At 39.5% G+C, this 13,560-nt stretch carries 11 protein-coding genes; 9 read left to right on the forward strand and 2 right to left on the reverse strand.

Features of this window, described 5'->3' with window-relative positions:
- Window positions 1-219: 219 nt before the first annotated feature.
- Window positions 220-1,194, forward strand: a complete 975-nt coding sequence (locus AC27GZ_RS00005; protein WP_487092817.1) for an integron integrase — start codon at window positions 220-222, stop codon at window positions 1,192-1,194.
- Between the two features lie 22 nt (window positions 1,195-1,216).
- Here AC27GZ_RS00005 and AC27GZ_RS00010 read toward each other — a convergent pair whose 3' ends face one another.
- Together AC27GZ_RS00010 and AC27GZ_RS00015 are read right to left on the reverse strand one after the other, a co-directional pair.
- Complete coding sequence (locus tag AC27GZ_RS00010; protein WP_487092818.1) at window positions 1,217-3,610, reverse strand: Lon protease family protein; 2,394 nt, start codon at window positions 3,608-3,610, stop codon at window positions 1,217-1,219.
- Between the two features lie 95 nt (window positions 3,611-3,705).
- Complete coding sequence (locus AC27GZ_RS00015) at window positions 3,706-4,191, reverse strand: zinc ribbon-containing protein (protein WP_487092819.1); 486 nt, start codon at window positions 4,189-4,191, stop codon at window positions 3,706-3,708.
- A gap of 208 nt (window positions 4,192-4,399) precedes the next feature.
- On the opposite strand from AC27GZ_RS00015, the gene leuS reads away from it, so the two are divergent.
- From leuS to rodA, 8 genes are all read left to right on the forward strand, one after another.
- A complete protein-coding gene (gene leuS, locus AC27GZ_RS00020; RefSeq protein ID WP_487092820.1) occupies window positions 4,400-6,997 on the forward strand; it encodes a leucine--tRNA ligase in 2,598 nt (865 codons plus the stop codon).
- A 58-nt stretch (window positions 6,998-7,055) separates the two neighbouring features.
- A complete protein-coding gene (locus AC27GZ_RS00025; protein WP_487092821.1) occupies window positions 7,056-7,523 on the forward strand; it encodes an LPS-assembly lipoprotein LptE in 468 nt (155 codons plus the stop codon).
- 9 nt (window positions 7,524-7,532) lie between these two features.
- Window positions 7,533-8,594, forward strand: coding sequence for a DNA polymerase III subunit delta (gene holA / locus AC27GZ_RS00030; RefSeq protein ID WP_487092822.1), 1,062 nt, complete (start codon window positions 7,533-7,535; stop codon window positions 8,592-8,594).
- Between the two features lie 17 nt (window positions 8,595-8,611).
- A complete protein-coding gene (gene nadD / locus AC27GZ_RS00035) occupies window positions 8,612-9,322 on the forward strand; it encodes a nicotinate-nucleotide adenylyltransferase (protein ID WP_487092823.1) in 711 nt (236 codons plus the stop codon).
- 116 nt (window positions 9,323-9,438) lie between these two features.
- On the forward strand, window positions 9,439-9,762 hold the full coding sequence (gene rsfS / locus AC27GZ_RS00040) for a ribosome silencing factor (RefSeq protein ID WP_487092824.1): 324 nt from the start codon (window positions 9,439-9,441) through the stop codon (window positions 9,760-9,762).
- A 186-nt stretch (window positions 9,763-9,948) separates the two neighbouring features.
- Entirely contained in the window at window positions 9,949-10,419 is a 471-nt protein-coding gene (rlmH, locus tag AC27GZ_RS00045; protein ID WP_487092825.1) for a 23S rRNA (pseudouridine(1915)-N(3))-methyltransferase RlmH, read from the forward strand.
- A gap of 3 nt (window positions 10,420-10,422) precedes the next feature.
- Window positions 10,423-12,414, forward strand: a complete 1,992-nt coding sequence (gene mrdA, locus AC27GZ_RS00050) for a penicillin-binding protein 2 (RefSeq protein ID WP_487092826.1) — start codon at window positions 10,423-10,425, stop codon at window positions 12,412-12,414.
- Entirely contained in the window at window positions 12,414-13,529 is a 1,116-nt protein-coding gene (gene rodA / locus AC27GZ_RS00055; protein ID WP_487092827.1) for a rod shape-determining protein RodA, read from the forward strand. The genes mrdA and rodA overlap by 1 nt, the downstream gene beginning before the upstream one ends.
- Window positions 13,530-13,560 lie beyond the last annotated feature (31 nt).

Genomic DNA, 13,560 nt, shown 5'->3' on the forward strand with positions numbered 1-13,560 from the left:
AGCTTATTAGAAGGAAAATTTATCGCTTTAAACAAGGATAAAATCCCTCTTTCTAAATTTTAAAATATAAACATACGTTACTTATTTAAACAGTACAACACCTTACAACAAGTTCATTCTTGTTATTCATAATGAAATAAAGAAAATATCTTCTTTACTGGCAAAAGTTGGAAATAACACTACACTGTATTTATACACAGTATCAAGGAGGATTATTTTATGGGGCAATCTAACTCACCTTTCTTAACGTTAATCAAGGAAGATATGTGGACGAGAAGGTATGCAAAACGCACAATTGAGTCGTATTTATTTTGGATTAAAGCTTTTATCATTTTTAACGATAAACGACACCCAATTAACTGCCATAATGCTGAAGTTGAGGCATTTCTATCACATTTAGCCAACGTGGCAAATGTTGCCCCAAAAACTCAAGCATTGGCACTTAATGCGCTTGCCTTTATGTATAAATTCATCATAAAGAATGAATTAACGTTTGACCTCAATTTTAATAAAAGCCATATCCAGCAAAAACTTCCTGTTGTATTAACTACCAATGAAGTTGCAAAATTGCTTCCACAAATTAGCACAAACTATCAGTTAATTTGCCAACTTATGTATGGCAGTGGCTTGCGATTAATGGAAGCAGCGCGTTTACGGGTTCAAGATATCGACTTTGATTATCTCACCGTTAGGGTATGGCAAGGCAAAGGCTCAAAAAATCGTTGTGTCACGCTAGCTAAAGAGCTTATAGAGCCATTAAAATTGCAAATAAACTCTGTAGAATTGCTTTTTAGCATGGATATTAATAATGAACGCTATCAAGGCGTTTACTTGCCTTTTGCCTTAAGCAAAAAATATCCAAGTGCCAGAAAAGAGTTAGGTTGGCATTATTTATTTCCTTCCAAAAGGCTGAGTATTGATCCGGAAGTTAACGCCCTTAGACGGCATCATATAAACGAAACCGCCATCCGAAAAGCGGTAAAAAATGCCGCCGTGCTAGCGGGCATTGAAAAAAACGTAACCTGTCATACCCTACGTCATTCTTTCGCAACGCATTTATTGCAGCGCGGAGCAGATATACGCACAGTGCAAGAGCAACTAGGGCACAGTGATTTGCGTACTACACAAATATACACGCATGTCATTGAACACGGTGCTAATGGCGTACGCAGCCCACTATCCGATATTTTATAATCTAATAGTAACTAGCCTGAAGCTACTCTTCCGCGCCATTGAGTAGCTCAGCAAAGTTTTCAAGTTTCTCTAAAGCGAGTGCATGCACTGATTTTCGAGGGTATCTACCGGCACAATTTAAATCGCCAGACTTAGTTGCCATTAATATCTCTAATGCCTGATCTATACTTTCAACAGCGTATATAGCAAACTGCTTTTTAGCTACCGCTTCAATCACTTCACTATCAAGCATTAAGTTGATCACATTCGTTTTAGGAATGATCACCCCTTGTTTCCCTGTCAGACCTTTGTCTTTACATAGCTGAAAAAAGCCTTCAATTTTCTCATTAACACCACCAATAGATTGCACTTCACCATGCTGATTTATTGACCCCGTAATGGCGATACCTTGCTCAATAGGCAACAAAGTAATAGCAGAAATTAATGCACAAAGTTCGGCCATTGAAGCACTATCTCCGTCGATATGGCCATAAGATTGCTCTATTGCGATATTCGCAGAAACAGTTACAGGAAAGTTCTGACCATATTTATGGCCTAAATATCCTGTTAATAACAACACACCTTTCGAATGAATAGATTTACCTAAATCCACTTCTCTTTCTATATCCGTAACCCCTTGGCTTCCCGCATAAACAGTTGCGGTAATACGTGCTGGCGTACCAAAAACGCTATCGCCAATTTCTAAAACGGTTAAGCCATTTACTTTACCAACAAACTTGCCGTCAGTATGAATCAGCACTTGCTGCTCTTTTATTTCATCTAGCCAAGTTTCACTTAACCTGCCTGTGCGCCTTTTTTTAGCTGCCATAGCCAAGGCAATATGCTCAGCAGTTAATTTACCTTTTGCACCCGCTTTGCTCCAACAATAGTTAGCTTCATCTAGTAAATCATTCACTTGCACTATATTGGCTGAAATTTTGTGTTGATGTTCTGCGCGCCTTAAGGCGTAACGCACAAGTTCAAGTACCGCTTGATCTTCAATCTCTGGATAATTATGTTTAAAGGCCCGTTGACGAATTAAATTACCAAAAGCCACTAAATTTTTATCGGTTTTATTTAAGTGACGATCAAAATCTGCGAGTACGCGAAACAGCTCTGTAAACTCTTGATCGTAATCTTGCAGGGTATAATAAAGATCAGCATTACCAAGTAACACTACTTTGACTTGTAACGGAATTTTCTCAGGTTGTAAGCTGTAAGCACCCGGCTGGCTTAGTTCTGAGTATGGTGTTTCTATGGTAATTTGTCCGGTTTTTAATGCCAGCTTCAATCTGCTCCACACTAAAGGTTGCGACAGTAACTTATCTACATCAAGTAGCAAGTAACCACCATTAGCTTTATGCAAGGCTCCAGGGCGAATTAATCGATAACTAGTGTAGCTGCCACCTTGAAAACTTGAAAAATCGATATGACCAAATAAATTTTGATACGTTGGATTTTGCTCATAAACAACAGGCGCACCATCATTAATGTCTCGTGGTACTAATAAATTAGGTAGAAAACGTTCTACCATTAACTTACGTAAATCTTTATCGTTAACCGAGTCTTCTTCTTCGGTTACTAAAATTTCTAAAACCGCATCAACAATATGGGCTTTTACTTTCTCTAAATACTTTAAAACACCGTTATTGGTAGAAAATTCTTGCTCAAGCTCTTTTAGGTAAGGGGCAATTGCCTGCTCTGCAGTATCGTATTTAAGTTTGCGCATTTGATCTGATGAAGTGCGTTTCCATAACGGCAGTTCAAGTAATTGCTCCGATAACACATTCTCAAGCTCAGCAAGTAATTGATAAAACTTTGCGCGCTCAGTTTCGTCAACATTAGCAAATTCTTTATCGTTAAGAGGTTTGCCGTCAACCAAGGGTGAAAAACCAACTTCGCCTTTTTCTTCATATAAAGCGACATTATTTTTTAAAGCAATCTCTTCAACAGCAGCAATAGCTTGGTCATACTTTTCATTAAACTCACGATCAATGGCAGATTTTTGTCTCTGATAGCCGGGGTTATCAAATATTTCTGGAAATAAATCTAACAGTTCATCAATAAACTTATTGATGCGCGATAAAAGTTGCTTGCCATCGCCAGGGTTCACATACAGCTTAAAAGGGGCATGGCTTTCATCAAAGTTATTGATATAACACCATTCTGGTGGTGTTGGTTGCTCTTTAGCTAAACTGGTGAGCATTTGTTTAATGAGGGTTTGCCTCCCTGTGCCATGCTCACCCATGGCAAACACGTTAAAACCAATAGCCGACATGGCTAAGCCAAACTCTAGAGCCTCTTTTGCACGTTCATGGCCAACAAACTCTTGCTTTATATGGCTCGCACATTGCGATTGAGAAAATAACTGTGATGAAAGGGTTGAACTCAGTTGAGATGGGTTAAGTGTGCAATCTAAAATAGCCGTTGTGCTCATGAATATCCTTGAAGAAAAAATGCGTTAATAAAGCGACAATACTAGTGTACTCGTTAACGTCTTTGCTAACAATAAAAAGCCATAACAACAATACATTAGGGATTTAACGGCAAGCGAACAAAACGGTTTCCGCCACATTGTGCGCACACACCTAATTCACTGGCATGCATCACGGTAATTGTGGCTTGGCAATCCTGACAAGAAAGCTCTCCAAAGCCAATAATATCGCCAGCATGATAAATACCGTCATGCTCAAAATCATCTAACAACTCCGCCCATTCTACTTGCGACTTATCAGTTAATTGTGCAAGGTTCGCCCACATAGATTCATTTAACAAGCCTAAGTAAATTGAGTGCTTAGCTTGCGATTGTGTTTGCTGATAAAAATCATGTAAATCATAACGTAAATTGTCAACAAACTGTTTGAGCTTTTCCTCTGACATATCCTCAAGAGCTTTTGCATAGAGCTTACCTTGCGATAACAATTCTTTCACTTTAGGTTTTTGAATTTCCTTTACTTCATTAAGCCAAGCATTAAGGTTTTGATAAACTTCCATTAAATATTCTTTTTTCTGGTTCATCACCCACTCCTGTTTACTCTGTTTTTTGCTCTTTTTATCAGTATAGACAAAATCAGCAATTAAGCTTGTTGTTACAGGGTGAGATAAGGTATTCTATCGCGATAATTTAAACTCAAGTTTATTGCGTTTTTTTAGCTGATTTTCACACATATTAAAAAGCTAAAACCAACAAAATAAGACCCGAAAAATAGTGTTCGAGACCCCATTAATGGAAGCCATTTATAATCCCCAAGCAATTGAAGAAACAGTACAAAAATTTTGGACTGACAATAACACCTTTAAAGCGGTAGAAGATGAAAGCAAAGAGAAGTTCTACTGTTTAGCTATGTTCCCATACCCAAGTGGTCGTCTCCATATGGGTCATGTACGTAACTACAGTTTGGGTGATGTAATTTCACGTTACCAACGTATGCAAGGTAAAAATGTCATGCAACCTATGGGTTGGGATGCGTTTGGCTTGCCTGCTGAAAATGCCGCCATTAAAAATAAAAGCGCTCCAGGCAAGTGGACTTATCAAAATATTGATTACATGCGTAATCAGTTAAAATCACTGGGTTTTGGTTACGATTGGGACAGAGAATTAGCAACCTGTAAGCAAGATTATTACCGCTGGGAGCAGTGGTTTTTCACTAAGCTTTATGAAAAAGGCTTAGTGTATAAGAAAAATGCTACTGTTAACTGGGATCCTGTCGATCAAACCGTACTAGCAAACGAGCAAGTCATTGACGGTCGCGGCTGGCGTTCAGGTGCCATTGTTGAGAAAAAAGAAATTCCACAATGGTTTATTAAAATTACCGATTATGCACAAGAGTTACTTGACGATTTAGACCAACTAGACGACTGGCCTGAGCAAGTAAAAGCAATGCAACGTAACTGGATTGGCCGCTCACAAGGCGTTGAGATGACTTTCCAAGTTGACGGTTTGGTGGCTGGCAAGCAAGAAAGCTTTGATATTTATACTACTCGCCCTGACACCTTAATGGGTGTTACTTATGTTGCACTGGCAGCTGAGCACCCACTTGCACTAACTGCTGCTAAAGATAACCCAGAGTTAGCCGCTTTTATCGAAGAGTGTAAAAGTAATCAAACCACTGAAGCTGACATGGCTGCTATGGAGAAAAAAGGTGTAGATACAGGCCTTAAAGCTATTCACCCGATCACTGGCGAAACGGTTCCAGTTTGGGCTGCCAACTTTGTGTTAATGGATTACGGCTCTGGTGCAGTAATGTCAGTACCAGGTCATGATCAACGTGATTTTGAATTTGCCACTAAATACGGTTTAGATATTACTCAAGTCATTGCAGGGCAAGCTGAAGATGACATTAGCAAAGCGGCTATCACAGAAAAAAGCACCTTGATTAACTCTGGTGAGTTTGATGGCTTAGACTTTGAACAAGCGTTTAAAGCAATCAGCGATAAGCTGATTAGTGAAAATAAAGGCAAAGTTACCACTAATTTCCGCTTACGTGACTGGGGTGTTTCACGCCAGCGTTATTGGGGCACACCAATCCCAATGATTAACTTAGCAAATGGTGAGTCAGTACCCGTACCTGAAAACGAACTACCGGTAGTATTACCTGAAGATGTCGTGATGAACGGTGTTACTTCCCCAATTAAAGATGATCCACAATGGGCGAAAACCACTTATAACGGTGAAGAGGCTTTACGAGAAACTGATACCTTTGACACCTTTATGGAATCTTCATGGTATTACGCGCGTTACTGTTCACCAAATGATGATACCCAAATGCTTGATCCTGCAAAAGCCAACTACTGGTTACCCGTTGATCAATACATTGGCGGTATTGAACATGCCATTTTGCATCTACTTTACTCGCGCTTTTTCCACAAATTATTGCGTGATGTTGGCTTAGTTAAATCAGACGAGCCTTTTAAAAAGTTACTTTGCCAAGGCATGGTATTAGCAGATACCTATTATCGAGAAGCAGATAACGGTGCCCAAGACTGGATTGCGCCAAGCGATGTTAGCGTTGAGCGTGATGAGAAAGGTCAAATCACAGCAGCTGTTAGTAAACTTGATGGTGAAGCAGTTATTTCTGCAGGCATGAGTAAAATGTCTAAATCGAAAAATAACGGTATTGATCCACAAGAAGTAATCAATAAGTACGGTGCAGATACTGTTCGTTTATTTATTATGTTTACTTCACCACCAGAGCAAACTTTAGAGTGGTCTGATGCAGGAGTTGAAGGTGCTCACCGTTTTGTTAAGCGTGTTTATAAAATAGTGCATGACTTTACTGAAGCAACCCAAGGTGAGTCACTAACCACTGAAGGTTTAACATTAAATGCCGATCAGAAAAAACTTCGCCGCGAGTTACATAAAACCATCACGAAAGTGACTGATGATGTGGGTCGTCGTAATACGTTCAATACTGCCATTGCTGCCATCATGGAGTTAATGAATCACTTAAACAAAGCGCCACTGACAACAGCAGAAGATAAAGCAGTAATGCTTGAATCACTGCGTGCGGTAGTATTGATGCTAGCGCCAATTACGCCACACATGTGTCATTATTTATGGTCTCAAATTGGCTCAGGCGAGCAAGTTGAAGATGCCCAATGGCCAGCAGCTGATGCTAGCGCCCTTGTTGAAGATGAAAAACTGATCATTGTACAAGTCAACGGTAAGCTAAGAGCTAAAATCACTGTTGCAGCAGATGCAAGTAAAGAAACGGTTGAAGAAATTGGCTTGGCGGATAGCGGCGTTATCAAATTTACCGATGGCAAAACCATTCGCAAGGTAATTTATGTGCCTGGTAAGTTATTAAACATTGTGGCTAATTAAGGTGAACATGCACTTTTTAATGGCTCTGTTTAACACTAACAAATTGAGAAGGCTAACTTTGCTACTTTGCTTAACCAGCTTAGTAGCAAGTTGTGGTTTTCAACTTAGAGGTGATTACTTGCTCGATGATGAGCTGCAAACATTATATGTCAGCTCAAGCGATGTTCATGGTGAATTAACCCGTTTAGTTAAACAGCACTTAACACGTAATCAAGTGAAGGTACTTAAACAAAGCCAAGTTGATGCGCCTGAGCTGCGTATCATGCCTGATAAGCTTGATAGACGTACCTTGTCGGTTTTTCAAAATGGACAAGTGGCGGAATACGAGCTTATTTATTCTGTGCATTATCAGTTACGTTTTAATAACGAAGATCCGCAAGATTTTCGTTTTGAGCTTAATAGAGATTACCAAGACGATCCCAACTTAGCTCTGGCAAAATCCCGTGAATTATCATTACTTTTAAGCGAGTTAAGAAAATCAGCCGCTGATAAGATTTTACGCGATATGGCTAGTGTGCAACGCTAAAGGTAACGAATGAAAATTTATCATAACCAATTACCCCAAACATTGATGCAAGGTTATAAACCTGTTTGGTTAGTTTTTGGTGATGAGCCTTGGCAAAAAAACAATAGCTTAACCACAATAAAAAACCACGCAACCCAACAAGGCTTTAGTGAATTAATCCGCTTTAGTAGTGACAATAAATTTGATTGGCAACAGCTTATCGACGAATATCAATCGATGAGTTTGTTCGCCAACCAACGCATAATTGAAGTGGAATTCACCACGGTAAAAATTGGTGATAGCGGCAATAAATTTTTATTAGCATTAAGTGAAATCATTAAAAAAAATGCTGATTTACAAGATATTATTTTTATCTTCCATGGTCCTAAACTTGATGGCCCTACTGCCAATCGCAAATGGTTTAAAGCCTTAACACAACTTGGTTGCTATTTACCTTTATACGATATTGACGCGAAAACGCTACCACGTTGGCTACAAACGCAAGCCAAAAGCTTACAACTAAACTTATCTTCAGAATTATCATTGTTATTAATAGAGTTATTTGAAGGCAACTTACCAGCACTCGAGCAAGAGCTACAAAAACTCTCGTTATTATTCCCGCCAAATCAGGCAATTAATTTAGCAGATGCTGAACATTTAGTGATTAACCAAGCTAAATTTAACCCGTTTCATATTATTGATGCCTTATTACAAGGAAACTGCAAAAAGTGCATCACTATGCTAGATCAAATGCAGCAAGAAGGCACAGCCGCTGGACAGCTTATTTGGGTATTTCATAAAGAAATCAGCCAACTTTACGCTATGCTAACCAAACTCAACAGTGGCGCACAACTTAATGATATTTACAAAGAATATCGCATATGGGATAAACGTAAACCTTTATATCAGCATGCCCTAACGCATATTAGCCTGAGTAATGTAAAGCGAGCTTTATCTCGATTAGCTGACATTGATCTACTGGTAAAAACGAGCAGCGACTTTAATAGTTTTATTTTATTAGCCGATCTTTGTTTAACGCTTTATCAGGGTGAAACCACGCAGCAATTTTCGCTAAATTATGAATATAATTAATCAAAGAGAATTTCTTCTTGTCTAAGTTAATGCATTCAAATATTGGCATTTTAGGCGGTACATTCGACCCTATCCATATCGGTCACACTGAGCCCACTAAAATCGCCGCTGAATACTTATCGCTTGATAAGGTATTACTGATCCCTGCCAATGTTCCTTACCATAAAGAAAGTCCCAATATTAGCGCTCTAGAACGGGCAAAAATGGTCGAGTTAGTGTGTGAAGAAGAAGTGCTTTTCTCCTGTGATGTACGTGAGCTCGACCGCTCAGGAAACACCTACACTATTGATACGTTAACGTCATTAAAACAAAGCTACCCAGAGCAAGCGTTATATTTTATTATCGGCGTTGACTCTTTACTGACCTTCACCCAATGGCACCAGTATCAAGATATCCTTTCGTTGTGCCATCTAGTGGTCAACACTCGCCCTAATTATCTATTGAACAACCTAAATGAAGAAACCGAGCAATTAATTGTTAAACATAAGGTTCATGACTTATCACAGTTAACTTCTCAAAAAAGTGGCGGAATTATTTTCATCCCTAATAACGTAGAAGACTTACAGAAAAACATAAGCTTAATTGCTGCTGAAGAGATTAAAAATAAAATCGATCTGAACATTTCGTCCACCGACATTCGCTCGCGTATCGCTAACAAACAAAACTGCCAGCATTTGCTTAATGAACGCGTATTAGATTTTATCAACAAAAATCAGCTTTACCGTTAACCTATTGGCGAAATAATGTTAATATTTAACGATTGGGCTTTACTCATCGTTAAAACAACGACTCGAGCCTCAAGAGTACCCTCTTAACCCTTTGTAAAAAATATAGGAAGAACACTTTGCAAACCGAAGCACTTAACGCATTTGTAATAGAAAAAATTGAAGACATGAAAGGTCGAGATATTGTCTCCATTAACATCACTGACAAAGCCAGCTTTGCTGATTATATGATCATCTGCTCTGGTAACTCTAACCGACATGTAAAATCAATTGCACAATCAGTTGTTATCGAGTGTCGTGCACAGGGTTGTGAGCCAAAAGGTATTGAAGGTAATGATGTTGGTGAATGGTCTTTGGTCGATTTAGGCGATATTATTGTGCATGTGATGACAGATGAACAGCGCGATAAATATAACCTAGAACAATTATGGGCTGAAGATTAATTATCTCCATTCAAAAAGTCTTGAGAATAGGATTAATTTTACTTGCAATAGCAAGCCACTTCATAATTGTTAACTAAACTCCTGCAACTTTTTCCGGCATGATCACTCAAAGCATTGTAAAACGAATCCAGCTTAAGTAAATTGTAAGTTTATGTTGTTCCCACACAAGGCGTAATATATTTATTTATGAAATTAACGTTGTATGCCGTTGGTACAAAAATGCCTGCTTGGGTTACCCAAGGCTTTAGTGAATATGCCCGTCGCTTCCCACGTGATTTAAGTTTCGAATTAGTTGAAATTACCGCCGGTAAACGAGGTAAAAATGCTGACATTGCCCGCATTCTAGAAAAAGAAGGTGAGCTTATCCTTGGTGCAATTCCCAAAGGAAGCCGTATTGTCACGCTAGAAGTCACAGGTAAACCTTGGGATACTCCTCAACTTGCTAAACAGCTAGAGCGCTGGCAATTCGATGGTCGAGATGTCGCGTTACTTGTGGGTGGGCCTGAAGGCTTGGCGCCTGCTTGCATTAAAGCAAGCGAACAAAAATGGTCATTATCACCATTAACGCTACCACATCCTATGGTAAGAATTTTGATCGCTGAAAGTTTATACCGAGCATGGAGCGTTAATAATAACCATCCATACCATAGGGAGTAACCATTGGCTCCTCGTCGGGTAATTATCAGAAATCACAGCGCGGAAGCGAACCTTTTCGCCAGACGTACTTTTATCGCTTTTGCGGGCGTGTTGGCTTTAGTTATTCTTCTTTTTACAAACGTTTACAGCTTGCAAGTTAACTCGTTTGAAAAATATCAAACCCGCTCTAACTCTAACCGTATTAAACTATTACCTGTCGCACCAAACCGCGGTTTAATTTATGATCGCAATGGTGTAATACTCGCCGATAATAAGCCAGTATATAGTTTATCTGTTATCCCTGAAGATGTAGAAAACATTGAACAAAGCATTACGGCCGTTAGTGAGTTGTTATCGATCAGTAAAGACAGGCAAACTCGTTTTTTCAATGCAGCAAAACGCAAACGACGCTTCAAACAAGTTGATTTACATCCAAGGTTAAGTGAACAACAAGTTGCTTTATTCTCTGTGAATCAGCATAAATTTCCCGGTATTTTCGTCAGTGCCCGACTAAAGCGATATTACCCGTTTAGCGACTTAACCACTCACAGTTTAGGATACGTAGCGCGTATCAATCGAAAAGATGCAAACAAATTAGAATTAGACGGAAAATCAGAAAACTATGCCGCAACGCATGGTATTGGCAAACTGGGAATAGAGAAATATTACGAAGATATTTTACATGGCACCATAGGTCACCAAGAAGTTGAAATAAACAACCAAGGTCGAATTATTCGTACCTTAGACTATACACCCCCAACACCGGGTAAAGATTTAACCTTAACGCTTGATATTGAATTACAAATGATCGCCAAACGTGCGCTTTCAGGCAAGCGTGGTGCCGTAGTAGCTATGGACCCTCGCACGGGGGGGATTTTAGCCATGTATTCAAACCCGAGTTATGACGGTAATTTATTTGTGCATGGCATCAGTACAAAAAACTATAACAAATTACGTAACTCAAAAGACTCTCCTTTTATCAACCGTGGCGTGCGTGGTTATCCACCAGCCTCAACGGTAAAACCTTTTCTAGCACTTACAGGGTTAGAAGAAAAAATCATTTCTCCTAGCACTAAAGTTTGGGACCCAGGTTGGTATCAACTAGAGGGCTTACCTAATAAATATCGCGACTGGAAAAGATGGGGTCATGGCTGGGTTGATTTAAACAAAGCGATTGAGCAATCCTGTAATATTTATTTCTTTGATTTAGCGTTTAAATTGGGTATTACAAAAATTAATACCATGATGGAAAAATTTGGTTTTGGCGACTATACCGGCGTAGATATTCATGAGGAAAGCAGAGCTATTATGCCCAGTGTAAGTTGGAAACGTGCTCGTTATAACCAGTCATGGTATACCGGAGAAACCTTATCGGTTGGTATCGGGCAAAGTTATTGGACAGTAACACCACTACAATTAACGCAGGCTTTAACAACCTTAGTTAACCATGGTCATCGTAAAGTGCCGCACTTTTTACAAAAAACCAGTGAATTAATTACAACCCCAGAAGGTGAAACTAAAAGTACCTTTGTCAACGTTGATTATGAAGAACAAGCGCCGTTAGTGTTACAGCAAGAAAAAAACTGGGATACAGTTCTTAAGGCTATGCATAGAACAGTGCAAAGGCCTAGTGCTACCGGTTATCCAGCCTTTGAAGGGACTAAATACGATGCTGCCGGTAAAACTGGCTCTGCACAAGTTGCCCGTATCAAGCAAGATGAGAAGTACGATGCTGAGAGCATCCAAGAAAATAAGCGAGACAATGCAATGTTTATCGCTTTCGCTCCCTATAACAACCCTGAAATTGTGGTAGCAGTTGCCATAGAAAACGTTGCCAAAGGGGGCGGTGGTACCAATGCAGGCCCTGTTGCTCGACAAATAATGGATCAATACTTTGGCTCACGCGTAATTACTTCAAGTATCGACCAATCAGAAATAAAAACTGAAGACCTTACAGAGCATCAGCACCACCATGCTCAAACAAGTCCACTTATAGTTATGAATGAGGCAGATTAATGCGTAGCAGTGGCGAAGACCAACAAAAAGTACGCAGTTTTTGGCAAAAGCTTCATATTGACTTGCCATTATTGTTAGGCATTTTATCCTTAATGGCACTTGGATTATTCATTGTGTACAGTGCTGGCGGCCAAGATATGGCAATAGTTTACAGACAAGCTATTCGCTTAGGCGTGGCCCTAGCGATTATGCTTGTGATCGCCCAAATCCCTCCGTTATCTTACAGAAAATGGGCCGTTCCCGTGTTTGTGTTAGGTATTTTAATGCTAATTTCCGTACTGCTTTTCGGACATGTTGGCAAAGGTGCACAACGCTGGTTAGATTTAGGTTTTATGAAGTTTCAACCTTCTGAAATTATGAAACTTTTTGTACCTATTATGATTGCTTGGTTTATTAGCCAAGAAAACTTACCGGTAAAACTATCAACCATCATTCTTGCTTTTATTTTAGTATTGATACCAACATTACTGATTGCCAGACAACCAGATTTAGGAACTTCATTACTGATTGCTAGCTCAGGCATTTTTGTTATTTTTCTCGCGGGCGCCAGCTGGAAGCTGATCAGTATCTGCGCAGGCCTTGCTTCAGCCTTCGCGCCGATTTTATGGATTTTCTTAATGAAAGATTATCAAAAACAGCGGGTCATGACTTTCCTTAACCCTGAGCAAGATCCGCTTGGCTCTGGCTACCATATTATTCAATCTAAAATCGCTATTGGCTCAGGAGGACTAGAAGGTAAAGGCTACTTACAAGGTACTCAATCACAGCTGGAATTTTTACCAGAAAGGCATACTGACTTTATTTTTTCTGTGTTTAGCGAAGAGTTTGGCTTAGTCGGTGTTGGAGTTTTATTATCGGTTTATTTGTTTATTGTTATGCGCGGTTTGTGGATTTCAATCAATGCACAACATGCTTTCACTAAACTACTCGGTGGCAGTATCACCCTCACCTTTTTTGTTTATGTATTTGTGAATATTGGTATGGTATCAGGGCTATTACCTGTAGTTGGGGTTCCCTTACCTTTAGTAAGTTACGGCGGAACTTCTATGGTGACATTATTAGCAGGATTTGGCATGCTAATGGCAATTGGAACACATCGTAGGTTCCACGTTTAATAGCCAAACAAGTTGATGACGTTATTCTTTA

The sequence above is a fragment of the Colwellia sp. SU-HH00943 genome (assembly GCF_057546125.1).